Annotated in this window: 17 protein-coding genes and 2 pseudogenes; 6 read left to right on the top strand and 13 right to left on the bottom strand. The window is 56.9% G+C overall.

Annotated features, from left to right (window positions below):
* Window positions 1–392: 392 nt before the first annotated feature.
* Together JTM80_RS11215 and JTM80_RS11210 are read right to left on the bottom strand one after the other, a co-directional pair.
* The gene (locus tag JTM80_RS11215) at window positions 393–608 is read right to left on the bottom strand and encodes a hypothetical protein (protein WP_172358023.1); all 216 of its coding nucleotides are present in this window, start codon (window positions 606–608) and stop codon (window positions 393–395) included.
* Window positions 609–1,197: 589 nt separating this feature from the next.
* Complete coding sequence (locus JTM80_RS11210; protein ID WP_172358024.1) at window positions 1,198–1,863, bottom strand: response regulator transcription factor; 666 nt, start codon at window positions 1,861–1,863, stop codon at window positions 1,198–1,200.
* Between the two features lie 691 nt (window positions 1,864–2,554).
* Between JTM80_RS11210 and hpxO the strand changes: the two genes are divergently transcribed.
* Complete coding sequence (hpxO, locus tag JTM80_RS11205; protein ID WP_205371195.1) at window positions 2,555–3,715, top strand: FAD-dependent urate hydroxylase HpxO; 1,161 nt, start codon at window positions 2,555–2,557, stop codon at window positions 3,713–3,715.
* A 47-nt stretch (window positions 3,716–3,762) separates the two neighbouring features.
* On the top strand, window positions 3,763–4,137 hold the full coding sequence (gene uraH / locus JTM80_RS11200; RefSeq protein WP_172358027.1) for a hydroxyisourate hydrolase: 375 nt from the start codon (window positions 3,763–3,765) through the stop codon (window positions 4,135–4,137).
* Window positions 4,138–4,246: 109 nt separating this feature from the next.
* Here the strand turns inward: uraH and ppsA are convergent, their stop codons facing one another.
* Window positions 4,247–6,715 (bottom strand): phosphoenolpyruvate synthase, encoded by a 2,469-nt coding sequence (gene ppsA / locus JTM80_RS11195; protein ID WP_205371194.1) that lies wholly within the window; start codon window positions 6,713–6,715, stop codon window positions 4,247–4,249.
* A 553-nt stretch (window positions 6,716–7,268) separates the two neighbouring features.
* Window positions 7,269–8,144, bottom strand: a complete 876-nt coding sequence (locus JTM80_RS11190; protein ID WP_172358029.1) for an S-methyl-5'-thioadenosine phosphorylase — start codon at window positions 8,142–8,144, stop codon at window positions 7,269–7,271.
* A gap of 310 nt (window positions 8,145–8,454) precedes the next feature.
* On the opposite strand from JTM80_RS11190, the pseudogene JTM80_RS11185 reads away from it, so the two are divergent.
* Window positions 8,455–9,767, top strand: a pseudogene (locus JTM80_RS11185) (NF041680 family putative transposase).
* A gap of 290 nt (window positions 9,768–10,057) precedes the next feature.
* Here JTM80_RS11185 and pflA read toward each other — a convergent pair.
* From pflA to JTM80_RS11165, 4 genes are all read right to left on the bottom strand, one after another.
* Window positions 10,058–10,789 (bottom strand): pyruvate formate-lyase-activating protein, encoded by a 732-nt coding sequence (gene pflA / locus JTM80_RS11180; RefSeq protein WP_205371192.1) that lies wholly within the window; start codon window positions 10,787–10,789, stop codon window positions 10,058–10,060.
* Between the two features lie 341 nt (window positions 10,790–11,130).
* The gene (pflB, locus tag JTM80_RS11175; protein ID WP_205371191.1) at window positions 11,131–13,392 is read right to left on the bottom strand and encodes a formate C-acetyltransferase; all 2,262 of its coding nucleotides are present in this window, start codon (window positions 13,390–13,392) and stop codon (window positions 11,131–11,133) included.
* 155 nt (window positions 13,393–13,547) lie between these two features.
* A complete protein-coding gene (gene adhE, locus JTM80_RS11170; protein WP_172358032.1) occupies window positions 13,548–16,328 on the bottom strand; it encodes a bifunctional acetaldehyde-CoA/alcohol dehydrogenase in 2,781 nt (926 codons plus the stop codon).
* A 373-nt stretch (window positions 16,329–16,701) separates the two neighbouring features.
* On the bottom strand, window positions 16,702–17,421 hold the full coding sequence (locus tag JTM80_RS11165) for an alternative oxidase (RefSeq protein ID WP_172358033.1): 720 nt from the start codon (window positions 17,419–17,421) through the stop codon (window positions 16,702–16,704).
* Window positions 17,422–17,787: 366 nt separating this feature from the next.
* On the opposite strand from JTM80_RS11165, the pseudogene JTM80_RS11160 reads away from it, so the two are divergent.
* Window positions 17,788–18,162 (top strand): annotated as a pseudogene (locus tag JTM80_RS11160) (winged helix-turn-helix transcriptional regulator); the annotation flags it as partial.
* Between the two features lie 306 nt (window positions 18,163–18,468).
* The gene (locus JTM80_RS11155) at window positions 18,469–19,416 is read left to right on the top strand and encodes an FTR1 family protein (protein ID WP_172359042.1); all 948 of its coding nucleotides are present in this window, start codon (window positions 18,469–18,471) and stop codon (window positions 19,414–19,416) included.
* Here the strand turns inward: JTM80_RS11155 and JTM80_RS11150 are convergent.
* The gene (locus JTM80_RS11150; RefSeq protein WP_172358035.1) at window positions 19,367–20,155 is read right to left on the bottom strand and encodes a pentapeptide repeat-containing protein; all 789 of its coding nucleotides are present in this window, start codon (window positions 20,153–20,155) and stop codon (window positions 19,367–19,369) included. The two genes, JTM80_RS11155 and JTM80_RS11150, sit on opposite strands and share 50 nt — an antisense overlap.
* Window positions 20,156–20,423: 268 nt before the next feature.
* Between JTM80_RS11150 and JTM80_RS11145 the strand changes: the two genes are divergently transcribed.
* Window positions 20,424–20,879: a VOC family protein gene (locus JTM80_RS11145; protein WP_172358036.1), complete on the top strand. Its 456-nt coding sequence runs from the start codon at window positions 20,424–20,426 to the stop codon at window positions 20,877–20,879.
* Window positions 20,880–20,964: 85 nt separating this feature from the next.
* Here JTM80_RS11145 and JTM80_RS11140 read toward each other — a convergent pair whose 3' ends face one another.
* The 4 genes from JTM80_RS11140 to JTM80_RS11125 all read right to left on the bottom strand — a co-directional run bounded on the left by JTM80_RS11140 (window position 20,965) and on the right by JTM80_RS11125 (window position 24,956).
* Window positions 20,965–21,795: a Uma2 family endonuclease gene (locus JTM80_RS11140; RefSeq protein WP_172358037.1), complete on the bottom strand. Its 831-nt coding sequence runs from the start codon at window positions 21,793–21,795 to the stop codon at window positions 20,965–20,967.
* Window positions 21,796–21,902: 107 nt separating this feature from the next.
* Window positions 21,903–23,102 carry an aspartate aminotransferase gene (locus JTM80_RS11135; RefSeq protein WP_172358038.1) on the bottom strand — a complete coding sequence of 400 codons (1,200 nt, stop codon included), beginning with the start codon at window positions 23,100–23,102 and terminating at the stop codon, window positions 21,903–21,905.
* A complete protein-coding gene (locus JTM80_RS11130; RefSeq protein ID WP_172358039.1) occupies window positions 23,099–24,331 on the bottom strand; it encodes an iron-containing alcohol dehydrogenase family protein in 1,233 nt (410 codons plus the stop codon). The genes JTM80_RS11135 and JTM80_RS11130 overlap by 4 nt, the downstream gene beginning before the upstream one ends.
* 139 nt (window positions 24,332–24,470) lie before the next feature.
* Window positions 24,471–24,956 carry a Ycf51 family protein gene (locus tag JTM80_RS11125; protein WP_205371189.1) on the bottom strand — a complete coding sequence of 162 codons (486 nt, stop codon included), beginning with the start codon at window positions 24,954–24,956 and terminating at the stop codon, window positions 24,471–24,473.
* Window positions 24,957–24,995 lie beyond the last annotated feature (39 nt).

Genomic DNA, 24,995 nt, shown 5'->3' with positions numbered 1-24,995 from the left:
TTAATCAGCATCCCCAAGGCTGACGAGTTCAGGTAAACGGTTTTCTGCCATAGCTTACTTTTCTAAGAAACTTAGCCAGAGCCACTCAGGACTCTGGCTATGGCTCTGACTCGGTAAAAGTTAAAGAGCTAACCTCTGTCGAAAGAGGCATTTTAAGTCATGAATTGGTCATGAGTTAAAATCCTATCCCCTAATCAACAGCGGATTAGTCGAAGATATCGGGCACTGGACTGTTAGTGGAGGACAAACCTCGCAAAGCCCTTGTAGACAAACCTTCGCAGTCTGTAGTCAAAATCGGCTGAGGTCTTTGCATAGTCAGCACTTCAAGTGCTACATCATCCTTTTATGAACCAGTGCCAGCGACAAAGCGCCGTAGCGAAATCAGGTCAAAATTAGGTCGTGGAAAGATTGCGGCGACGCACTACTCGGCGAGTCGTCCGACGGCGCACAACCCGTCGAGTATTACGGCGCGGAGGGGTGGAATTTCGGCGTCGCCCACCCGTGATCAGCAGTTCGTTTTCTTCGGTTAGCACTTGCGCCAAGCCTTCAATACCCAGGAACAGATCGATACCCGCAGGCTGATGTTGTGAAAGTTCCTTATTAGTCATTGCACGATCCTCATTACTAACTATCGACTCATGTTTAGAAATACTTGCACCTGCAAGAACGCTTGCATTTTTCAGTATTTCCTCCATGTGTCTTCAGCTTATCGAGGTGGATAGTAGGGAGCAACCTTTATTAGAGTTTTCTAATGCTTTTCTTAGGAAGCACTAAAGCATTGTTTTGCAATGAGATTCACGACAAGAATACCTGTATCTAAAGGTGCAGAATATTGCCGAAAAGTCGCTCTCAGGATACATCCCAAGATATGAGTTCTGAAAAATTTCTAGAATTTTAGAAATTACTAGTCTGATTCAGGAACTTTTTGAAAGGAGTAAACGTCACCTGCTTTTTGAAAATCAGTTTTGGATTTTGGGAACTTTTGCGTTCGGGCTTTCGTCTGCTGTCTGCGGCGCGATCGCCCCCATAAAAAGTGCAGGCCTTAGCGCAAGCAGCGCACTCTGAATGCCGCAGAAGCGCATCACAATTGACCCCAAAGATACCCAAAAGATGAGGAGCGCCATCCAATCCAAATCTAAAATGATGAACCGAGATTATATTGGACTGAAATTTTGGGCATCTGTGGATTACGGCGTGTTACGGCTGAAAGCGATAACCGATGCCGCGTACGGTTTCGATGTACCCGTTCCCCATCTTTTTTCGCAGATAGCCGACGTAGACATTGACAATATTGGAGCCGGGGTCATAGTCGTAGCCCCAGACGTGTTTGAGTAAATGCTCGTGGCTGAGTACCCGCCCTGGATTTCGCAGGAACGTTTCTGCTAGGGCAAATTCTCGGGCCGATAGCTCAATCTGGCGATCGCCCACGCAAAGCTGATGCGCTTGCAAATCTAGCTCGATGTTGCCCACTTGCAGCCGCATTTCGGCACCCTGGGTCGTGCGGGTGTGGCGCAGGCGCAGGCGGGCGCGGGCCAGCAATTCCTCAAACCGAAAGGGCTTGGTGACGTAATCATCTGCGCCGCTCTCTAGCCCGGCAACAGTGTCGTATACGCTGTCGCTGGCGGTGAGGATGATAATGGGCAGTTGTTCGCCTTGCCCGCGCAGTTCCTCCAGCACCGTCCAGCCGTCTTTTTTGGGCAGCCCCAGATCCAAAATCAGCAGGTCAAACTCCTGGCTGGTAATCATGTCGCAGGCAGTTTGTCCATCGGGGGCGATCGCCGTTGCAAAGCCATTGGCCCGAAATCCCTTTTCTAGAAAAGCAGCAATGCGCGGCTCATCTTCTGCAATCAACACGCGGGTCATGGTCTTCGTTTCTGGATGGACTGATTTTGGAGTCGGCGTTTCTAAACAGACGTATGATTTTCGTGCTTAAGCGTCTTGCTGCCCTCACCCTAGCCCTCTCCCAAAGAAGAGGGAACAAGAGTCCTAGCTCGTTCTCCTGTTCTCAAGATACAAGGGGTTGGGGGATGAGGGCAGATTGAAAGTTGCACATTCCGTCGGATTCGTTATCCAAAATCACCAATCCACAATTCAAAATTGCCAGGGCGATCGCCCCAGCGTCATCGAGTGGCTGACGGGGAGCTGCATCAGCCACATCGGGACGCGGGCTTGATACCGAAAAACGATATCCTTGCCTAAAAAATAATATCACTTTTGGATATCGAGTCAAGAAGAATGGCAAAATCACCGAAAGGTCATTCTGGAAAGCGTAGGACTTACGCACTTGCGATAGGTTTTCTGGGTTTTGGACGATTTCTCGCGGGCGCAGCCCGCGAGAAATCGTCCAACTGCGTAAGTCCTAAAGCGATTAGAATAAAAACGAATGAGGACTGGGAATATCAACCAAACGGCTTTCCAGTCAAGGGCTTGAGCATCAGTTTGGTAAGTCAGGATACCAAATGAGGCGTTTGATACGTCTTATTTATTTCGATGGGTTCAAATGGGTTTGTGAAACGCTGTATACCGTATACAGGAAAGCGACAGACGGAGATCTATGCAAAACCTGAAGGCGATCGTGATCGGGGCTGGGATTGGTGGCTTGACGGCTGGCATCGCCCTGCGACAAGCCGGATATGAGGTAGAAATTTATGATCGGGTGAAGGAGATGCGGCCGGTGGGTGCGGGGATTTCCGTCTGGTCGAATGGCGTGAAAGTGCTGAACCGTTTGGGATTGGGCGATCGCATGGCCGAAATCGGCGGCATTATGAACCGGATGCAGTATCACACCAAAGCCGGAGAACTTCTGAACTACATCGAGCTTGCGCCGCTGATTCACAAAGTCGGACAGCGCCCCTATCCGGTCGCCCGCCGCGATTTGCAAAAAATGCTGATGGCGGCGTTTCCGGGCGAGGTGCATCTCGACTGTCGCTGCATCGGCGTGGAGGAAGACGACCACGGCGTGACGGTGCAGTTTGCCAACGGGCGCGAGGCGCGGGGCGATTTTTTGGTGGCGGCGGACGGCATTCGCTCGGTGTTGCGGAGCTACGTCGTAGGGCGCGAGGTAGAGCCGCAGTATGTGGGCTATGTGAACTGGAACGGGCTAGTGCCTGCCGATGCTGAGTTGTCTCCGCCGGAGAGTTGGGTCATCTACGTTGGCGAACACAAGCGAGCCTCCCTGATGCCTGTGGCGGGCGATCGCCTCTATTTCTTCCTCGACGTGCCGCTGCCCAAGGGCACACCCGCCAACCCCGACACCTACCGGGAAGAGCTAAAGGCCCATTTCGCAGGCTGGGCCGAGCCTGTGCAGCGCCTGATCGACCGCTTTGACCCCTATACCGTGGCGCGTCCGGAAATTCACGATGTCGGCCCGATCGATCGCTACGTGCGCGGGCGGGTGGCGCTGCTGGGCGATGCGGCCCACGCCACCTGTCCTGACTTGGGCCAGGGCGGCTGTCAGGCGATGGAAGATGCGCTGGTGCTGGCAAACTATCTGCTGACCACCAATATCAGCATCGAGTATGCCCTGAAGCGCTACGAGTCGGAGCGCATGGCCCGCGCCAACGCGGTGGTAGAAAAGGCCCGCAAACGGGCCGAACAGATTCACGGCAAAGACCCCGCCGTGACGCAGCAGTGGTATCACCAACTGGCGACGGAAAAGCCGACGGATGTTACCGATGCCATTAGCAAGGTGATTTTGGCGGGGCCGCTGCGTTAGCGAATCGGGAATTAGGCTTGAGAGATACAAAAACTGGAGAGATGGCAATGGCGGGTAAGCTCACGACCCACGTTTTGGACACGGCGCATGGTCGTCCGGCGGCGCAAATGGCGATCGCCCTCTATGCGATTCACGGCGGCATTCACCCCAACGGCGACAGCCGCACCCTGCTGAAAACCGTCACCACCAACGCCGACGGCCGCACCGACGCGCCCCTGCTCAGTGATGGTGATTTGAAAGCCGGTGTTTACGAACTGGTGTTTGCCGTCGCCGACTATTTCGCCCAATTTCCCGACGCACTGCCCGACCAGCCCTTCCTCAGCCAGATTCCCATCCGCTTTGGCATTGCCGATGCCGACGCGCACTATCACGTCCCGCTGCTGGTGTCGCCGTGGTCGTACAGCACCTATCGCGGCAGTTGAGTGACGGAAAAGACGAAAAACGAAAAACGAAAAACAGAACCTCTTCGCTCTTCGTTCTTCTCTCTTTCCTGCCCTCTTCGCTCTTCGTTCTTCGTTCTTCTCTCTTTCCTCACTCCATCGCCTCCGCCTGCGCCACATCCAGCCAGGTCTTCACCACCGTATCGGGGTTTAGGCTAATAGAGTCGATGCCCTGGCTGACCAGGAAACGGGCAAAGTCGGGATAGTCGCTGGGCCCCTGGCCGCAGATGCCGATCTTGCGACCGTTGGCTTTGGCGCGTTCAATCACGACGCGAATCATCGTTTTTACGGCTTCGTTGCGCTCGTCAAACACGTTTGCCACCAGCGCCGAGTCGCGGTCGAGTCCCAGCGTCAGTTGGGTCAGGTCGTTGGAGCCAATGGAGAAGCCGTCGAAGATTTCGCTGAACTCGTTTGCCAGAATCACGTTGCTGGGCACTTCGCACATGACGTAGACCTGCAAGCCGTTTTCGCCGCGCTTCAGGCCGTTGCGCTCCAGTTCTGCCATTACCTTGCGCCCTTCCTCGGGTGTGCGGCAGAAGGGGATCATGGGAATCACATTCGTCAGCCCCATGTCGTTGCGGACGCGCCGAATCGCCGCGCACTCCAGCGCAAAGCCGTCGCGGTATTTCGGGTCATAGTATCGCGCTGCACCGCGCCAACCCAGCATTGGGTTTTCCTCGTGCGGTTCAAACGATTTGCCGCCCAGCAGGTTGGCGTATTCGTTGCTCTTGAAGTCTGACATCCGCACGACGACCGGCTTGGGATAGAAAGCAGCAGCGATGGTGGCCACGCCCTGGGCCAGCTTGTCTACAAAGTAGTCGGGCTTGTGGTCGTAGAGGTGAGTCAGTTGGGCGATCGCCGCTTTTTCGTCATCCTCTGGCAGTTGGTCATAGTTCAGCAGCGCCAGCGGATGCACGCGGATGTGGTTGGCAATAATGAACTCAAACCGCGCCAGCCCTACGCCGTCGTTGGGCAGGGCCGACAGGCGAAAGGCCTCTTCGGGATTGCCCACGTTCATTAGAATCTGCGTGCGCGGGCGGGGCAGGGTGTCGAGCGGCGTTTCCTCCACCTCAAACGGCAAGAACCCGGCGTAAACACGCCCCTCTTCGCCCTGGGCACAAGACACAGTGACTTCTTGACCCGTTTGCAAAACCTGCGTCGCATTGCCGCAGCCAACGATCGCCGGAATGCCCAATTCCCGCGCAATAATCGCCGCGTGGCAGGTGCGGCCGCCCTGATCGGTGACGATCGCCCCTGCTTTTTTCATAATTGGCTCCCAGTCTGGGTCGGTGCGGCTCGTCACCAGCACGTCGCCCGCCTGGAAGGCGTGAATTTCTGCTGGGCTAAGAATGACGCGCACCTTGCCTTGGCCAATCATCTCGCCCACGGCGCGGCCCGTCACCAGCGGCTCGTGGTGGGTGTAGGTAGTGTCTTCTGTTTTTGCGCCGGCCTCGCGCTCTAGGCGATAGCGCCGCAGCACGGTCTGCGCCTTTTGCGACTGCACCGTTTCCGGCCGCGCCTGCACGATGTAGAGTTCGCCCGTGATGCCGTCTCGCGCCCACTCGATATCCATTGGCGTGTAGGTGCCGTGGGTTTGGGAGTAATGGTCTTCGATGATGCAGGCCCATTCCGCCAGCTTGAGAATGTCCTCATCACTCAGGGCAAAGCGATCGCGCTCCGATTGTTCCACGGGCACGGTCTTGGTCAGATGTTCTCCGTCGGTGTCGTAGACCATTTTGATTTCTTTGCTGCCCAGGCGCTTGGCCAGGATGGGGCGGAAGCCTTCTTGCAGCGTGGGCTTAAACACCAGATACTCGTCCGGGTTGACGGAACCCTGCACCACCGTTTCGCCCAGCCCGTAGGCCGCCGTCACCAGCGCCGCATTGCGAAAGCCGCTCTCGGTGTCGATGGAAAACATCACGCCCGATTCTGCCAGGTCAGAGCGCACCATCTTTTGCACGCCAACGGAGAGGGCGACGGTGAAATGGTCAAACCCTTTGGTGGCTCGGTAAGAAATGGCGCGATCGGTAAAGATGGAGGCAAAACAATGGCGGCAAGCATTCAGCACCGCATCCAGTCCGTGGACGTTGAGGTAGGTTTCTTGCTGTCCGGCAAAGCTGGCATCGGGCAAATCTTCAGCGGTGGCGCTGGAGCGCACGGCGACATCTGTATCAGGCCCGTAGCGGCGGCACAGTTTAGCATAGGCCTGGGCGATCGCCTCTTCTAGATCTTGGGGAAAGGGGGCGTTGAGAATGAGCGATCGCGCTTCCCGCCCGCAAGCCTGCAAGTTTTCTACATCGTCCACATCCAGCGTGGCAAACAGGCGATGCAGCGCCTCCGCCAGCCCTGCGCTCTGAATGAAGTGGCGATAGGCGTGGGCCGTCGTCGCAAACCCACCCGGCACGCGCACTCCCTTGGCGCTAAGCTGACGAATCATTTCTCCCAGCGAGGCGTTTTTGCCGCCCACCAGCGGAATATCGTGAATTCCGACATCCTCAAACCACAGCACCAAACTCTGATCGTGCGGCATCGCGACGCTGCGTTCGGATAGCTGAACCATGAGTACCTCCTTGAGGCAACCGTGTGGAAGCGATGAGGGACTGGTTGCATTGCCCCCTCTCCTTCATGCTAGTCAATGGAATCGGGGGAGTCCTGAGGCCTGAGGACGAGCGAGATTGACGGAAATTGCCCAAGCCTGGATGCTGCTTGAGTTCGGGAAAATATTAAATTGTATATTTAATTACAATTCTTGACGAATGGGCTGGGGATCGACAAAAACGCCTTGAGAATTCACGAGAATTCACGCTTTTGGAGGTTGCGATATTTGGGTTCAAGGATTTGGATAACGGGCGATCGCCCCTACAACCGCTTCAACCCTGCCTAAAAACGTCCAGGTTTCCTGATAGAAGCAACCCCTTTTTGGGCGAATTTATCGATTGATTGTTTGCCCCAATTTTGACCCCGTATCGAATCGCCATCGAATTGCCAAAGTGACGCTACAAATCGCATCACTTCACACAAACCATGCGGCCGATGCAATCACCGGAAGCCCCGCAGACGCTCGACCGGAATCCAAAATCGCAAATCCAAAATCCAAAATCAAAGAATCGATACTAGCCCAAATACTTTTTCAGCAGCAGTTCCAGCTTAGCTTTTGTCTCCGCAGGGGCCTTGTCTAGCGGCGTGAGGATGGCGTATTTCAGGGCGTGGTGGGCTTCGGAAGGCGGCGGGTTTTGGGCCAGGCGACGCACGGTTTCCTGAATCACGCGCTGGGCATTTACCGCATTTTTTGTCAGGTTGCTGATCACCATGTCCACTGTCACGCTGTCGTGGTCGGGATGCCAGCAGTCATAATCCGTCACCAGCGCCAGCGTCGCGTAGGCGATTTCGGCTTCGCGGGCCAGCTTGGCTTCGGGCAGGTTGGTCATGCCGATCACCGTTGCGCCCCAGCTTCGATACAGGTTCGACTCGGCGCGGGTAGAAAAGGCTGGCCCCTCCATGCAGACGTAGGTGCCGCCCCGGTGCAGCGCTACATCGGGCAGATCCAGGGAGGCGATCGCCTCTCCCAACACCGCCGCCAGGTTCTTGCACACCGGATCGCCAAAGGCAATATGCGCCACGATGCCCTCGCCAAAGAAAGTCGAGACGCGCCCCCTCGTGCGATCGATGAACTGATCCGGCAGCACCATATCCAGCGGCTTGGCCTCCGCTTGCAGAGACCCCACCGCCGAAGCCGAAACCAGGTACTCCACACCCAGCGACTTCATTGCGTAAATATTCGCCCGAAACGGAAGTTCCGATGGCAGCAGCGTGTGGTTGCGTCCGTGCCGTGCCAAAAATGCGACGGGCGTGCCCTCCAGCGTGCCCACGATCAGCGCGTCCGACGGTTTGCCAAAGGGCGTGTCTACCTCGACTTCGCGCACGTCCTTCAGCGCGTCCATTTTGTAGAGGCCGCTGCCGCCGATGATGCCAATTCGCACGTCTGTCATGGTTGTCGTCCTGATTCGTCCTACGTCGTTCTAAAGAGCGGGGCCAGCGGTAATCAATCAGAACATTACCAAGCGACGCTCTGCCTCCTAAGATACAGGGGGTTTGCAGGAAGAAACAGGAGAGATCGTAAAAGTCTGGTTGAGAAGTCTAGCCGAGAAGTCTAGCCAAGAAGTCTGGCCAAGAAGTCTGGCTGGAGAATCTGGCTAGGGCGTGTTTTAACTTTAGTTTGGACTAATGGTGAAGAGGAAGGCAGTCAATGAGAAGCACCGACTGCCGTAAGGTCAATGAAGTACAACCAACATTGACCCCATGATTTTCAACGAACTTCAGCAATTTCGCCAAACGTTGTATGCCAGCTTGGGAAACGCCAGAGATGCCCTGTTTGATCTGATGGATGCCGTGTTAGTGAGTGCGTGCATCGTGTCGTTTGTGAGGCTATCGCAGAGTCCTGTCTTTCGTCGCCAGTGGTCGAGCCCCTATGAAGCGTTGCGCGATAGCCGCCTACCCCGCTCAAAGGTGCTGAAGCTGTTGGTGCAGCAGATACCGACTCAGCAGCAACCGTTGTTGGCAGGTGATGCGAGTCGGTGGAACCGTCCTGCTGCCAGGCGTTTGAAAGACCGCACCTTATCAGGCAGAACAGGACATGCCCCGATAGCCGGACAAAACTACAGTACCTTAGCCTGGATTGCTGAAGACAGGGGCAGTTGGGCATTACCATTGCGGCATGAGCGCATCACCAGCTTTGAAACACCCGCCAGTAAAGCGGCATTCCAACTCAAACAAGTGACTCGGCAGTTAGCGGTGCGTCCGTTGGCGATCTACGACCGAGGGTACGGCAATGCCAGTTTTGTCAACCAAACGGCAGGGATTGAGGCAGACTTGCTGCTGCGGGTTACATCCAATCGATGTGTCTATGGCGCGCCCCCAGCGTATCGAGGGCGAGGCGCACCTGCCAAGCATGGACATAAGATGAAACTCAATGACCCTGACACTTGGAGTGTCCCGGTCGAAACCGTTGAAGTCGATGATCCCAACTGGGGACGAGTGCGGGTCAGTCGTTGGAGTGCATACCATTTCCGCAAATCCCCAAACGGGCAATGGAAGTGTTGCGCGTGGAGGTGCTGGAGACACAGAGCAGCACGCGACGCTTGGCTCCTTTGTGGTTAGTTTGGCTGGGTGAGCAGATGCCTCCGTTAGAAACCCTGTGGTTGCACTACCTCCGTCGCTTTGCCATTGAACACTGGTATCGCTTTGCCAAGCAGAGGCTATATTGGACACATCCCCAGTTCAGTTCTGTATCGGCAACCGAACAGTGGAGCAGCCTGATGCCGTTGCTCAGTTGGCAGTTGTGGTTAGCGCGAAAGGACTGTACTGACCACCCCTTGCCCTGGCAGGCACCGCAAGAAACGTTGACTCCGGGTCGGGTCGCACAAGCGTTTGCAGGCATTTTGGCAGCGATTGGCACCCCTGCTCCTGCGCCTAAACCTCGTGGTAAATCGCCAGGACGAGGCAAGGGGCACAAGCCAACTCCTCGTCCCTGCTATCCGATGGTCAAAAAACGAGCCTCGAAACGCAAGACATCCGAACAATCCCTGAACAGTCCGGTTGCAACAGCAGCTTAACTGCGAGCAGGATTGTATCCAATTCCTTAAGTTCAACTGTTATGAACGGTTGAGCAGATTCTTTATGGCATCCTGTTGAGCATTATTGTGATGCCAGTTAGTCCAAACTAAAGGTTTTAAAGCCCTTTGATCCCCCCTAGCCCCCCTTAAAAAGGGGGGAACCGAGCCGAACCACTCTGGAATTCCCCCTTATTAAGGGGGATTTAGGGGGATCGACTCAAGGCAATCAACGACCTAGAAAGTTTTAAGACGCTGGCTAGAGCAGAGAACCAGAGTTAGGATTCTTCGGACTACAGTACCAGCGCGGGCGTGGCCTGCTGAAACTGCGCCCGGATTGCCTGGATACATTCTGGTGTGGGCGTTGGGGTATTGCTGAGTTGATAGTCATAGCCCAACTGTTGCCACTTGTATTCGCCCATCTTGTGGAAGGGAATAACTTCGACCCGCTCCACGTTCTTCAAGCGGGCGACGAACTGGGCCAGCCCAGCGACATTGTTTGGATCATCCGTTAAACCTGGCACCACCACAAAGCGAATCCAGGCAGGCTTGTGGCAGTCGCTGAGGTATTGTGCAAAATCCAGCGTGGGCTGGAGGCTGACGCTGGTGACCTGGGTGTAGATTGACGGGTTGAATGATTTGATATCCAGCAGCACCAAATCGACAAACTCTAGCACTGGGCGGGCGATCGCCAGCGGACAATAGCCCGACGTATCCAGCGCGGTGTGAATGCCCAGCGCCTTGCACTGCCGCAAAATCTCCTGCACAAACTCTGGTTGCATCAGCGGTTCGCCGCCGCTCAGGGTCACGCCACCAGGCGGACGAATGTAGGAGCGATATTTCTGAATCTCGGCGACCATTTCATCGGCGGTGACCTCAGTGCCACCCGATATCTCGCGGCAGTCGGGGTTGTGGCAATAGAGGCAGCGCAGGGGACAGCCCTGAGTAAACACCACGACCCGCAGGCCAGGCCCATCGACGGTGCCACAGGTTTCGATGGAGTGAATGCGTCCGGTGATTGACATAACGGTAGGCCTTAAAAATCACAGCGCCAAGGGAAGCAGACTCAGCAAAGCGTGTCAAAAGAGTCAGGACTTACGCACTTGCGATAGACCTTCTGGATTTTGGACAATTTCTTGCGGGTGCAGCCCGCGAGAAATTGTTCAACTGCGTAAGTCACAAGAGTGTCGAGAGAAAGGGCAAAAGGCGAACGGTCAGCGAGTTTCAGGCAAGTTGCAAGCGAGTTGCAAGCAAGTTGCAAGCAAGTTTCAATTGTTCCTGTCGTTGCCGTCCGGAGTCCTTTTGCCCTGCGTTGCGTCGGCTGAACGCCTTACAAAAGCGAGTCTCTTGCGAATGCCACCTATGCCTAGACGCGATCGTGGAAGGTGCGGCTGATCACGTCTAGCTGCTGCGCCTGGGTGAGCTTGATGAAGTTGACCGCGTAGCCCGACACTCGAATCGTGAGTTGTGGATATTGTTCAGGATGCGCCATCGCGTCGAGCAAGGTTTCTCGATTGAGTACGTTGACGTTGACGTGATGCCCCTGACCGTGGAAATAGCCGTCTAGTAAGCTCACCAGATTTTGGATGCGATCGCCCGTCTGTTTCCCCAGCGCGTCAGGCACGATGGAAAAGGTGTAGGAAATGCCGTCTTTGGCGTGGGCGTAGGGCAGTTTGGCGACAGAGGCGAGGGAGGCGATCGCCCCCTTGGTGTCGCGGCCGTGCATGGGGTTTGCACCGGGGGCAAAGGGCACGCCGGCCTTTCGCCCGTCAGGGGTGCTGCCCGTCTTCTTGCCATAGACCACATTGGAGGTAATCGTCAGCACTGACTGGGTGGGCACGGCATCGCGGTAGGTTTTATGCTGCCGCAGCTTGTTCATAAAGGTCGTCACCAAGTTCGCAGCGATCGCATCCACTCGGTTGTCATTGTTCCCAAACTTGGGATAGTCACCTTCCACGGCGTAATCTACGGCCAGTCCGGCTTCATTCCGCAACACCTTCACCCTGGCATAGCGAATCGCAGACAGCGAATCCGCCACCACCGAAAGTCCTGCAATGCCGCAGGCCATCGTGCGATAAACGTCCCGATCATGCAGCGCCATTTCTAGCCGCTCGTAGCAGTACTTGTCGTGCATGTAGTGAATGACGTTCAGCGTGTTGATGTATAGCTCTGCCAGCCAAGTGAGCAGTCTGTCGAATTTTTCCATCACCTCATCGGGGTCTAGATAATCCGACAGGATGGGGCGGAACGGGGGCGCTACTTGTTCGCCTGTGTTTTCATCGCGGCCGCCGTTGATGGCATAGAGCAGGGCCTTGGCCAGATTGACCCGTGCGCCAAAGAACTGCATTTGCTTGCCCACGCGCATCGCAGACACACAGCAGGCGATCGCATAATCATCGCCAAACTCGGGCCGCATCAGGTCATCGTTTTCATACTGAATTGAACTGGTTTCAATAGAAATCCTGGCGCAATACTGCTTGAACGCATCCGGCAGCCGTTCAGACCACAGCACCGTCAGGTTGGGTTCGGGAGCCGGCCCCAGATTGTTCAGCGTATGCAGCATTCGGAAACTGGTTTTTGTCACCAGGGGTCGCCCGTCTTCTCCCATGCCGCCAATGGATTCTGTCACCCAGGTCGGGTCGCCCGAAAATAGCTCGTTATACTCCGGCGTTCGCAGGAACCGCACCATCCGCAGCTTCATGACAAACTGGTCGATGAGTTCCTGAATGTCGATTTCCGTAGCCGTGCCGTTTCGCAGATCCCGCTCGCAGTAGATATCTAAGAACGTAGACACCCGCCCCAGCGACATTGCCGCGCCGTTTTGCTCTTTCACGGCGGCTAGATAGCCAAAATAAAGCCACTGCACGGCTTCTTGGGCATTGGCGGCCGGGGCGCTGAGGTCACAGCCGTAGCTGGCGGCCATTTGCTTCAGTTCCTCCAGCGCCCGGATCTGCTCCGACAGTTCCTCCCGCAGCCGAATGGTGGGTTCGTCGCTGAGGGCTGCGAGCGACTGCTTCTGGTCTTTTTTGTCTTCAATCAGGCGATCGCACCCATACAGCGCCACTCGCCGATAGTCGCCGATAATCCGCCCCCGCCCATAGGCATCGGGCAGCCCGGTGATAATCCCCGACCGCCGCGCCATCCGCATTTCCTGGGTGTAGGCATCAAACACGCCGTCGTTGTGCGTTTTGCGATACGTCGTGAAAATTGCCTCCGTTTCGGGGTCGAGCGTATAGCCGTAGGCATTTAGCGCTGTTTTCACAACTCGGATGCCGCCAAAGGGCATTATGGCTCGCTTCAGCGGCTGGTCGGTTTGCAGCCCCACAATCCGCTCCAGTTCGCGGTTAATGTAGCCCGGCGGGTGGGAAGTGATACTCGACACCACCCGCGTATCGGCATCCAAAATGCCCCGTTCTCGCTCAGCTTGCATGAATTGCGTCACTTGCTGCCACAGGGTGCGCGTGGCAGCGGTGGGACGCGCTAAAAACGCCTCATTCCCGGTGTAGGGCGTGTAATTTTTCTGGATAAAGTCGCGCACGTCAATCCGTTCTACCCAGACTCCGGGCACAAACCCGTCCCAGGGCGATCGCGCTTGACTGGCATCTGGTTCTAAAACAAGCGTTGGCATAGTGCCTCCTTGAACGTAAGACCTGAAGGTAAGACCTGGACGTAAAAACCTGAACGTAAGACTTGAAGGTAAGACTTGAAGGTAAGACCTGAAATCAGAAAAAGCGGCGGGTTCGCGGGGCCAGCCAGATTCCGGGCCGGCCCCGCGCCGGGGGGCTATGAGTCGTCCGCCGCTAAAGAGGGAATCGAGGGCATCTCCGCCATTACCGAGGCAGACAGATCGCCTACGTTCGCAGGTTCATGCTCGCTGGGGTTTGGCGCAAGCTGCTGACTGGCGCGGGCAATTTCTGCGCGATAGCACAGCGGCACGTCGTCTGGATCGGCCTGGGGTCCCTCGTAGGCCAACACAAATAGCTCCTTCAGGTCTTGAATCAGCGGGTAGCGAGGATTTGCCCCCGTGCATTGGTCGTCGAAGGCGCGGTTGGCCAGGTTATCTAGCTGGGCATAGAACGAAGCGCGATCGCCCCCCGGATAGGAGGCCTGACCCATCTGACTGAGCGCTTCCGCCAGGGTTGCCGGAATCTCGACATTGCGCTTCAGTTCTTCCACTGCGATGATCAGCCGTTCCACCTTTTCATCGGCTGTGTTGCCCCCCAGGTGCAGATGGTCGGCGATCTGGGCGTAGCGGGCCTTGGCGTTGGGATATTTGTATTGCGGGAAGATCGCCTGCTTAAAGGGCTGATCCGTAGCGTTGTAGCGAATCACATGGGAAATTAACAGCGCATTGGCCAACCCGTGCGGAACGTGGAACACCGCGCCAAGCTGGTGCGCCATCGAATGGCAGATGCCCAAAAACGCATTGGCAAAGGCCATGCCCGCAATCGTGGCGGCATAGTGAACCCGTTCGCGGGCTTCGGGATCGCGGCCCCCGTTGCGATAGGAGCGCGGCAGATATTGGAACAGAAGGGCGATCGCCTCTAGCGCCAGCCCGTTGGTAAAGTCCGTCGCAAACACCGACACATAGGCTTCAACTGCATGGGTCAGCGCGTCAATCCCGCTCCAGGCCGTCAGCTTGGGCGGCATCGTCAGCACCAGATCCGGGTCTACAATCGCCATGCTAGGAGTCAGGGCATAGTCTGCCAGGGGATATTTAATGCCCTCCCGGTCATCCGTAACCACGGCAAAAGGCGTGACCTCAGACCCCGTTCCTGAGGTAGTCGGAATCGCCACCAGCAGGGCTTTTTGACCCAGCGGCGGCAGTTCATACACCCGCTTACGAATGTCCATAAACCGCATAGCCACGCCCGCAAATTCCACCTCCGGCTGCTCATACATCAGCCACATGATCTTGGCCGCATCCATCGGCGAGCCGCCGCCCAGCGCAATAATCACGTCCGGCTGAAACCGCCGCAACTGCTCCAGCCCGCGATTCACATTCGATAGCGTCGGGTCAGGTTCGACATCGTGAAACACGTCGTAGCGAATTTCCAAATTCTCCAGAACCCGCGTGACAGGGTTGACCATGCCTAGGTCAAAGAGCGGCTTATCGGTCACAATAAATGCCCGCCGCCTGCCCGCCAAGTCGCCCAGTGCCATTGGCAAGCAGCCGCTTTTGAAGTAAACCTTCGGCGGCACGCGGAACCAAAGCATGTTTTCGCGCCGCTGCGACACGGTTTTGATATTCAGCAGGTGATGCACAGTGACATTGCCAGAGACCGAGTTGCCCCCCCAAGTGCCGCAGCCCAGCGTCAGCGACGGGTCAAGCCTGAAGTTATACAAGTCGCCAATTGCTCCTTGGGAGGCCGGTGTGTTGATCAGCACGCGCCCTGTCTGCATTCGGGTTTCAAAAAGCTGAATTTCGGAACGCTGAGCGGTGTCGATGTAGAGCGCGGCGGTGTGCCCCTTGCCGCCAAAGTTAATTAGCTCCTCGGCGCGGGCGATCGCCCCTTCAAAGTTTGCTGCCCGATAAAACGCCAGAATCGGCGACAGTTTTTCCCAGGCAAACGCCTCATCTAGGGCCACTCGGTCGGTTTCAGCCATCAGCACCTTGGTTTGTGGCGGCACCGAGATTCCCGCCAGCTTCGCCAGCGTTTGCACCGACTGACCCACAATCGCCGCATTGAGCCGCCCATTCTGCACAATCTGTTCGCCCAGTTTCGCCTTCTCCTCTGGCTTCAGGAAATAAGCGCCCCGTGTCGTAAACTCTTGCTTCACTGCGTCGTAGATTGGCTCAACCACAATCACCGACTGCTCCGACGCGCAAATCATGCCGTTATCAAACGTTTTGCTGAGTAAGATAGAACTCACTGCCGTTTGAATATCCGCGCTTTCGGCAATCACGGCGGGCGTGTTTCCTGCACCCACCCCCAGCGACGGATGCCCGGATGAGTAAGCAGCCTGCACCATCCCCGGCCCGCCCGTCGCCAAAATCAGCTTGATATCCGGGTGCTGCATCAAGGCCTGCGATAGCTCCACCGATGGCTCATCAATCCAGCCAATGATGTGATCCGGCGCACCGGCCGCCACAGCCGCCTGAAGAATTAGTCGGGCTGCTTCAACTGTGCAGCGCTTGGCACGGGGATGGGGTGAAAAAATAATGGCATTGCGGGTTTTCAGGGAAATGAGCGACTTGAAAATGGCGGTCGAAGTTGGGTTCGTTGTGGGCACAATGCCTGCCAGAATGCCCACAGGTTCGGCAATTTTTTGAATGCCAAAGGTATCATCTTCTTCGATCAGCCCGCAGGTGCGCTCATGCTTGTACTTGTTGTAGATAATTTCCGAGGCAAAGTGGTTTTTGATCACCTTGTCCTCAACAATGCCCATCCCGGTTTCTGCAACGGCCAGCTTGGCCAGATCAATCCGGTGGGCATTAGCCGCCTGAGCAGCTTGCTTAAAAATCCAGTCTACCTGGCTCTGGGTATAGGTTGCGTATTGAGCCTGGGCTGCCTTGACTTGTTCGATCAGCGTTTCCAATTCTTGAATCGTAGTAACCTGCATAGGGACTCCTTAACTGGTGTGAGTAGGTGTGGATCTGAGTCGGCGGTGTAGCGTCTACGATCTTCAAGCGTTAGCGCAGTGTGTGTCTCCAAATACGTTTCCAACTGCGTTTCCAAATGCGCTTCCAGACGTGCTTCCAACTGCGCTTCCAACTGCGTGCCCAACTGTGCTTCAGCAAAACCAGCAGGAGGATCTTTGGGCTTCACCAAACCTTCTCTCTAGTTTCCTCACAAGCTGAACAGTGCCATCATCAATCCCTACAAAATTCCTGCAACGTGAGGGTCAAGGCAAGCTCAGGGTCAGGCTCAATACGCATCCAGTTTTGAGGCTCCTTAATGCTCCTTAATGCTCTTTCTGAGCCTGACTCTCCTGCCTATGAGCGCGTCACGGCTTCTTTTTCCTCAGCTTTCTCAATCAAAACTGGCTCTGCGACGGTGTTTGACGGCAATTCCTGAAGGGGTTCGTAGCCGAGTCTGCCGGTATGGTCTGCTTGCTGACAGGCCACCATCGTTTTTACGTGTTCTCGCTCATCATCGCGAATGGCAACAAACACGTCATACAGATTGTTAATTGCTGGACGACGCTCCTGCGGAGGATGGGCCGTTTGAAACGCATCAAACAGATACAGATCGCCCGTTTGGTAATATTCAAGGGCTACTTGAGGAGCAGGCTGAGCCTTTAGGGTTTCGCCTTCCTGCACCAAGAACAGGTCGTAGGTATGATAGGCATGTTCCTCTACTAGCTCCATAAAGTGATACGCCGACTTGGGTGAGATAATATACAACGCCACGATAATCCAGTAGTAGAGCAAGGCAACGCTGCGGGCTAGAAGGCGATCGCCCCAATGTTGGCTGCCCCCCAGCGCTTCCATAATCAGCAGATGGTGTAGCTCGTTCCAGGACTCGGCAAAGTGAACCTTGAGCCACTCCACACGCCGCCACAATCCCAGCGTCTCGTACAAATGCAAAACCGACAGGTAAGAAAAGTAGGGAACGCGAGCCACAGTTTCCAGGACGTAAAACCGAGGAATCGGGCGATCGTGATAAATCTGGTTGATCACAAACACCAGCACGCCAACGAGTAACTTAACCATTCAGCCAATTCTCCAAAAAGTGAGTGTGCAACGGGCAGCTTGAAGCGGGATGGAATGTACCGATGCACAAGTGCCCAGATGACAGCAGGACTAAGGCAGCGGTTTGTCGAGTACTTGCCTTTGCCCCCATGATGAAAGACGTGCCTCAGGAGGACAAGACAGTTTCCAGAATGCACACCCAGTTACCCAGAGGAAAAGAATCAGATGGGTGCTGGATTTGGGCGGAACCGGAAGAAAACGTTAAACCTGACGAATTCGTATCCCTTGCACTAATAGCCTGGTATCGGGTCGAAGAAGCTATTGGATGGATCACTTGCTAATCCTGAGATAGATCAATTACACCCCCAAAGTTCAGGAGATAGTCCGTTGGATTCTCGCTCTTATTCTTCCTCTGATTTCAAATGCCCGATTCAGTTTACGCTTGACTTGATTGGCAGCAAGTGGGCAATTTTGATTTTGCGCGAGCTGTTTGCCAGTGCGCCAAATCAGAATGGTCGCCCTGCCCGCCGAACCCATGAATTTCTCGATGCACTGCCAGGGCTAAGCACCAAAACGCTGATGGCGCGGCTGCGGGAGCTAGAAGAACACGGACTCATTGAGCGGACGGTCTATGCAGAGATTCCGCCCCGTGTGGAGTATCGGTTGACGGACAAGGGCCGAGAAATTCAGCCCGTGATGGCGGCGCTACATCAGGTGGGGATGCGCTGGCTTCAGCAGGGGGTCTGCGAGTGTCCGCTGGATATGCCTCATCAGGAAGCGCCGCAGCCCGACGCTTTGCCCGACGCTTTAACGGCGATCGCCCCCAACACCCAGCCCCATCTCGCCGCCTGTAGCAGCAGCAGAGTAGAATCACAGGTGTAATCGTTGATTGCGATGCTGGTTGCAATTCCTGGTTGCAATCCCTGGTTGCGATGCTGGTTGCAATTCTTGGTTGCAATTCCTGGTTGCAATCCCTGGTTGCAATCCCTGGTTGTAATGGCGGTTGTAATTGCGGTTGTAACCGTCAATACTTGCGAGTCTGTTCTTGAGTTGGGGCTGTTTGAACCAATGGATTTAACGGCTGCTTTGCCTGCATTTGTGGTGACGTTGCGCGAGGGCGTAGAGGCGGCGCTGGTGGTGGGCATCGTGCTGGCCTGCCTCAGCAAGGCGGGCCAGTCCCGGTTGAACCCGTGGGTCTACGGCGGCATTGGCGCAGGGCTGGCGGGCAGCGTGCTGGTGGGTGTGCTGCTGGGCGGCGTGCTGACGGCGCTGAACCAGTCTCAGCAGCGCTATGCCCCTGTGCTGCGGCAGGCGATGGAGGCGGGATTTGGGCTGGTGGCGATCGCCCTCCTGAGCTGGATGCTGGTGTGGATGACGCGGCAGGCCCGCAGCCTCAAGGCAGAGGTGGAAGGTGCGGTCACGTCGGCTTTGCAGCAAGACGGCGCAGGCTGGGGCGTGTTTGGGCTAATCACCATTGCCGTGCTGCGGGAAGGATTCGAGACGGTGCTGTTTCTGGCGGCGCAGTTTCAGGACGGGCTGGCTCCGGCGCTGGGCGCGATAGCGGGCTTGGTGGGCGCAGTGACCATTGGGGTGCTGCTGTTTCAACTGGGCGTGAAAATCAACCTGAGGCGCTTCTTTCAGGTGATGGGGGTGCTGCTGCTGCTGATCGTGTCGGGGCTGGTGATCTCCATGCTGCGTCATGTAGACCTGGCGATCGCCGCCTGGGTGCAACTTCATCCCGCCTGGGCAAATCTCTGCTTTAGCGCCGGGCCAGACTGCGTGCTGGGGCCGCAGGTGTGGGATGCCCGCGCCGTGCTGCCCGACAAAAAATTTCCCGGCGTGCTGCTAAAGGCGCTGCTGGGCTACCGCGACCAGCTGTATCTGGCACAGGCGATCGCCTACCTGGCGTTTTTGGGAATCGTCGGCTGGCTCTATTTCCAGAGCCTCAGCCCTCAGAGCGCTGGCCCTACAGCAAAAAGCGTAAAAACAAACTCGCCAAGCCCCCAAGAGCACTAACCACATTGCCAACCCCGTTGCTGCGCCGCTGGGCCCGCCGTTCCCGCTCTTCGGCTGCCAGCACTTGCTCAATCCCAGTGACAAACCGCTCTGAAAGCTGCTGCCCTGGAATGTTTCCCTGGGCCAAAAACATTTGCTGGGCCTGCCGTCCGTCTTCCATTGCCCCTGCTTCATCGCCCAACTGAAGCCGCGCAATGCCCCGCGCCAGCATCGCGCTTGAAAAGTCAGGCTGGCGACTAAGGCTCTGATTGAAATACTGAATCGCATCGGGGAAGTTGCCGCGCTGCGCCTCTGCCAACCCCCAGAGGTACAACTGCTCCACCGACACCAGGTTTTCGGGCAGCCCAATCGCCCGCCACAGGTTTGCCCCGTCCAGCAGCGCCCCGGTCAGATTTGCGCCATAGAGGTAGGCTTCGCGCAAGTCTGCCCCGCGCAAATCTGCCCCACGCAGGTCGGCTCCACCCAGATTGGCATAGGACAAGACCGCCCCTTGCAGGTTTGCCCCTTGCAGGTTTGCCCCTTGCAAGTTTGCCCGGTTCAGGTTCGCCAAACTCAGGTCAGAACGGCTGACATCTACCCCCGACAGATTGGTGAACACCAGCCCCGCCCGGTGCAAATCACACTGCTGGCACTGACGATTTGCAAGCAACCGCTGCACATGCTCAAGATTTTCGGCGCGGGCAGGCAGGGCCACACCCAGCGCAGCCAACAGCCCTAGAGAAACGAGTTTGGAGTTCATAGCGTTGTTCAAAACCGGGTGGAGGAGTTCCGCGATATCGCTGCTATACAGTGTGCAATACGGTGTGAGCAGTACGGTATGAGCCAACTGTGGGAGCTAGCCCTGAGAATCAACCGCTGCAACACACACTGCAACACTGCAACATCACATTGCCCAAAAGTGTACTGAGAAATCGCAAAAACGGAGCATTAATTTTAATTTTGGCGCTGCGCGAGGGTCGTTACGCTGTGATATAGTACACATGTTCTTTTTTTGGGAGGCGATCACGATGGCAGTCAAACCGATTCCTGATGGATATCCAGCGGTGACTCCGTATCTGATTGTGCATGACGCGGCAGGGGCGATCGCCTTCTATGAGCAGGCGTTTGGGGCAACGGAGCTAATGCGCCTGGCTGACCCATCGGGCAAGCTGGCCCACGCCGAAATCAAAATCGGCAACTCGCCCATCATGCTGTCCGACGAGTTTCCGGAGATGGATCATCGCAGCGCCCAAGCCATTGGCGGAACGCCTGTCAGCCTGATGGTCTATGTAGAAGATGTGGATTCGCTGTTTAATCGGGCGATCGCCGCAGGGGCAACGGAAATTCGCCCCGTGGAAAATCAGTTCTATGGCGATCGCGCGGGTACGCTGGCCGATCCGTTCGGTCACGTCTGGACGCTTGCGACCCACGTCGAAGATGTGTCTATGGAAGAGGTGAATGCCCGGTTCAGCGCAATGGTTTAGGGCTGGTCAGGGGAAGCTTAAGAGGCAACTGGTTGAGAAGCAACTGGAGGGGCGATCGCCCTCAACCCAGGCAACCGCCGAAGCGCTACTCGCTGGGCAACTCGCCGAACCGCGCCCGATACTGTGCGAGGAGTGCTTCGGCCTGTTCCGCCCGCAGCCGTTCTTCTTCTGCCCGCTGTCGCTCTTCTTCCGCCCGCTGCCGCTCGATGGCGGTCGCTTCTTCAGGGATTGGTACAAGCTGCCCGTCTGGGGTAAAAAACCGCAGCTTGCGATCCTGAATTCCCAAGAATAGCTGAAGCTGTTCGCTCCACAGCCAGCCCCGCGAGTCGGTTTCGAGGGGCTGGTAGCGTCCGTCTAGCAGGTGAAATCCGCAAAACTCCAGCGTATGGGGGTCAAACCAGAAGTAGTCGGGCGTGCGGAAGGTGTCTTGATAGAGCTGTTTTTTCAGCCCGCGATCGACATGAGCCGTCGAATCCGACAGCAGTTCAATGATGACGTTGGGATATTTGCCGCCCTCTTCCCACACGACCCAGCTTTTGCGGGGCTTGGGGTCGGCCCCCAACACCACAAAAAAGTCCGGCCCGCGAAAGTCCTCTGATTTGCGCTCGCGCAGGCTGTAGTAGATGGTGAGATTGCCAAAGGCGTAGAAATCTCGATGGGTGCTGGGGTCTGGCCCGCGCCACAGCCATTCAAGCGACTGAATCAGCAACAAAATTTGGCGGAGATGCAGTTCAGATTCCAATGGAGGTTCGTCGCTGTAGAGGTCGCCGGGTGGAAAGGGAACCTTGTCCAGGTCAAGACCAGAGTCTATACCCGCAGCCCAAGCAGGCTCCGGGCTAGGCAAATTGCTGGATGCGGTGCGGGGGGCTGTCGCTGGTTCCAGACCCTGACCGTCCAAGTCTTTTGCAATGGACATGGCAAGACGGGGTTGAGGGGTTGAGAGGGGTTGAGAGATGAGCCTAGTTTAGCGAATGGGGTATAGACCTCTCACGCTGCCTGACCTGGCCTGGTTCCAGACCGGTTTCAGCCCGACTGCCAGGCCTTGTAATGGATGCCCGCGTCCTTCATGCGGCGCAGCGCTTCACCGAGGCGATCGCACTCAGCAATCAGGCTAATTCGCACGTACCCTTCGCCGCCCTCCCCAAAGGCGTTGCCCGGTGTCACCACTACGCCCGTTTCGCCCAGCAAATGCAGCGCAAAATCGGTGGAGCCAATTCCCGGCGGGCACGGAACCCAGAGGTACATCGTCGCCAGGGTTTTGGGCACGTTCCAGCCCAGTTCGCCCAGCCCGCGAATCAGAAAGTCGCGGCGGGTGCGGTAGCGTTCCTGCACCTCATGTAGATACACATCCGGCAGTTGCAGCGCCGTTTCTGCTGCCGTTTGCAGGACGCTAAAGAGGCCGTAGTCCAGATTGGTCTTTAGGGTGCGGAGGCCCTGGATAATGTGGCGATTGCCCACCACAAAGCCAACGCGCCAGCCCGCCATGTTGTAGGTTTTGGACATCGTGTGGAACTCTACGCCAATCTCCTTTGCGCCAGGAATTTCCAGCAGGCTGGTGGGCTGGTAGCCATCGAACGCTAGCTCGGCGTAGGCCTGATCGTGAACCAGCAGGATTTGGTGCTGGCGGGCAAAGGCAACTACATCTTCAAAGAACTCCCTGGGCGCAGTGGCCGCAGTGGGGTTGCTGGGGTAGTTGAAGTAGAGGATCTTGGCGCGGCGGGCCACCTCTTCGGGAATTGCCGCCAGGTCAATCAGCCAGTTGTTTTCAGGCTTCAGGAGCAGTGGGTAAATGTCGCCTCCGGCGATCGCCGGCCCGCGAAAGTGCGCCGGATAGGCCGGACTGGGCACCAGCACCACATCGCCCGGATTTACATAGGCAAAGGATAAATGCGTCAGCCCCTCCTTCGACCCCAGCAGCGGCAGCGCCTCGCCATCGGGGTCAAGCTGCACGCCATAGCGACGGGCATACCAGTCGGTAATCGCCTTGCGAAAATTGGCAGTCCCCTCAAAGGGGGGATAGCCGTGGTTGGCAGGATTTTGCAGCGCCTTCATCGCCGCCTCAACGACGGGCTGGGGCGTTGGGCCATCGGGGTTGCCCATGCCCAGGTCGATCAGGTCTAGGCCTTGCTCTCTTGCCCGCGCCTTTAGCTCATCCAGCCGCGCAAACACGTAGGGCGGCAGCGCACTCAGCCGATCCGCCGGGCTAATCCAGTCTAGTTTCATTCCGACACCTCCGCAGACACGGGGGGGAGGAGGAAAGAAGACGGATGGGAAGGCTGAGCCGGAGCGCGATCAGCGTCGTCCAGGTTTCGCGCTGTGGCCGCCTCCTGGGCCCAGCTATCGGCAATGGGCGCTGTGGTGGACACCATCGCCGCCATCAGGTGCGCTGGGGTAACGGCAAAGGGCAGGCGGTGAATATCGGAATGGTCTGCACAAGCGACTTCGGCTGCGTGCTGCAACTGAGCGATTGTGATATCGCCGAGGCCCAGATCACCCAGCGTCCTGGGCAGGCCGATGTCGTCATAAAACTGGAGAAGCTGCTGGCGGGCGCTGCTGGCGAGGCGGTTGCCCTGCACCATTTCCTCCAGCCGCAGTTGCACCAGAATGCCGTAGGCAACTTTTTCGCCGTGCAGCGTGCCGTGGCTCTGAGGTAAATGGGTCAGCCCGTTGTGAACCGCGTGGGCCGCCACCGTGCGACACTGGGCCCCGCCGATGCCGCCGATCACGCCCGCCAGCAGCACCGTTGCGTCTACCACGTCCTGCCAGGTGTCGCTACCGGGCGATCGCAGCGCTTCGGCCGACTTTTGGAAGAGGATGTCGCGCAGCACCCGCGCCTGCTGCACGGCGGCAATGAGAAACGTGCGCTCCGAATGACCGCTGCTGACCGAGGCTTCGTACCACTTGGCGATCGCATCGCCAATGCCCGCAACTAGCGTGCGCGGGGCCGCCGTCTGTACCAGGTCATAATCCAAAATCAGCAAATCAGGACAGCGGGGCAGCCCCACGTCGTAGAGAAATGCCCCCGCCTTGGAATACACGTTGGACAGCGCCGTCCAAGCCGCACAGGTGGCACCAGAGGTGGGAATTGTGACGATTGGCAGGCTGGTTTGATGTGCCACCAGCTTGGCCGCATCCAGCGCCTTGCCGCCGCCCACGCCGATGACGAAATCTGCACCGTGCTGGGCGATCGCCTCCCGCAGCTTGGCCAGTGAAGCCTCGCTGCAATCTGCCCCGTAGCTTGCCTCTGTTGCGCTCAGCGAATGCTTTTTGAACACGGGCTGGAGCCGCGGCCGCACTCCCTTCAGCGTGCGATCGCCCCCAATCACCACGGGCCGCCGCCCCAACTGCGCGATCGCCTCTGCCGCCTGGGCGATCGCCCCCTGCCCGCGCATGACCTGTGCCGGGGCAATCATGGAGGTTATCAGCGTCGGAGGCGAGGAGGGTTTGGCCATAGGTTCGGTAACCGGTGTTGCGGTGCAGCGTGTTTGAGGGACTGGGGATTCGCCGGAGGGTGCAAGCAGCGCTTGATGAGCCTGGTCGCTCTATCACCCCTTAGAAATCCCTTAGAAATCAAAGATCAAAAATCAAAGATTAAAAAATAGAGATTTCCATCTTATCGTCGTTGCGATCGAACAGGGAGCGCTTGACCTGGCCCAGGTATACCAACTGGGTCAGCCCTTCCTGGGGGTGGGTGACGGTGCGGGCGCGGATGGTCATCTGGTTTTCGCCGCTGCGGCCCAGGCGGCCGGGTGAAAAGAGGTCGTTGGCGGCCTGCTGGAGCGTGGCGGTGAGTTGCTCTCTGGTGAGATCGGGGGGAACCGCAATCACGACCTGGGTGGAGCCAGAGTCATAAACCGTCGAAAAGCGCACCGCACCCGGAATTTCCACGCGGGTAATCGGCATCAGGCTGAGCGCAAATAGCCCCACCGTTAGCACAGCCATAAACCCGGTGATGCCCACAAACCGGAAGCGGATGCCCCACTGGAACAGGAAGCCGAGGGCGGCGATCACCCCCGCCACCAGGGTAATGAGTCCCGCCCACTGGGTCGCCGTCAAAAATTCAGCAGGTGTTGGCATAGCTTAAAAGATTGCAAGATGAGGAGAATGCAGGACAAA

Origin of the sequence: Thermoleptolyngbya sp. PKUAC-SCTB121, assembly GCF_016919485.1 — a bacterium.
Taxonomy (GTDB): Bacteria; Cyanobacteriota; Cyanobacteriia; order Elainellales; family Elainellaceae; genus Thermoleptolyngbya; species Thermoleptolyngbya sichuanensis.
This window is presented reverse-complemented; position numbering and strand designations above follow the sequence as displayed.

Excerpts from the sequence above, each read along its gene's own strand:
- JTM80_RS11215 (WP_172358023.1), bottom strand. The coding sequence starts at position 608 with ATGACTAATAAGGAACTTTCACAACATCAGCCTGCGGGTATCGATCTG.
- JTM80_RS11210 (WP_172358024.1), bottom strand. The coding sequence starts at position 1,863 with ATGACCCGCGTGTTGATTGCAGAAGATGAGCCGCGCATTGCTGCTTTT.
- hpxO (WP_205371195.1), top strand. The coding sequence starts at position 2,555 with ATGCAAAACCTGAAGGCGATCGTGATCGGGGCTGGGATTGGTGGCTTG.
- uraH (WP_172358027.1), top strand. The coding sequence starts at position 3,763 with ATGGCGGGTAAGCTCACGACCCACGTTTTGGACACGGCGCATGGTCGT.
- ppsA (WP_205371194.1), bottom strand. The coding sequence starts at position 6,715 with ATGGTTCAGCTATCCGAACGCAGCGTCGCGATGCCGCACGATCAGAGT.
- JTM80_RS11190 (WP_172358029.1), bottom strand. The coding sequence starts at position 8,144 with ATGACAGACGTGCGAATTGGCATCATCGGCGGCAGCGGCCTCTACAAA.
- pflA (WP_205371192.1), bottom strand. The coding sequence starts at position 10,789 with ATGTCAATCACCGGACGCATTCACTCCATCGAAACCTGTGGCACCGTC.
- pflB (WP_205371191.1), bottom strand. The coding sequence starts at position 13,392 with ATGCCAACGCTTGTTTTAGAACCAGATGCCAGTCAAGCGCGATCGCCC.
- adhE (WP_172358032.1), bottom strand. The coding sequence starts at position 16,328 with ATGCAGGTTACTACGATTCAAGAATTGGAAACGCTGATCGAACAAGTC.
- JTM80_RS11165 (WP_172358033.1), bottom strand. The coding sequence starts at position 17,421 with ATGGTTAAGTTACTCGTTGGCGTGCTGGTGTTTGTGATCAACCAGATT.
- JTM80_RS11155 (WP_172359042.1), top strand. The coding sequence starts at position 18,469 with ATGGATTTAACGGCTGCTTTGCCTGCATTTGTGGTGACGTTGCGCGAG.
- JTM80_RS11150 (WP_172358035.1), bottom strand. The coding sequence starts at position 20,155 with ATGAACTCCAAACTCGTTTCTCTAGGGCTGTTGGCTGCGCTGGGTGTG.
- JTM80_RS11145 (WP_172358036.1), top strand. The coding sequence starts at position 20,424 with ATGGCAGTCAAACCGATTCCTGATGGATATCCAGCGGTGACTCCGTAT.
- JTM80_RS11140 (WP_172358037.1), bottom strand. The coding sequence starts at position 21,795 with ATGTCCATTGCAAAAGACTTGGACGGTCAGGGTCTGGAACCAGCGACA.
- JTM80_RS11135 (WP_172358038.1), bottom strand. The coding sequence starts at position 23,102 with ATGAAACTAGACTGGATTAGCCCGGCGGATCGGCTGAGTGCGCTGCCG.
- JTM80_RS11130 (WP_172358039.1), bottom strand. The coding sequence starts at position 24,331 with ATGGCCAAACCCTCCTCGCCTCCGACGCTGATAACCTCCATGATTGCC.
- JTM80_RS11125 (WP_205371189.1), bottom strand. The coding sequence starts at position 24,956 with ATGCCAACACCTGCTGAATTTTTGACGGCGACCCAGTGGGCGGGACTC.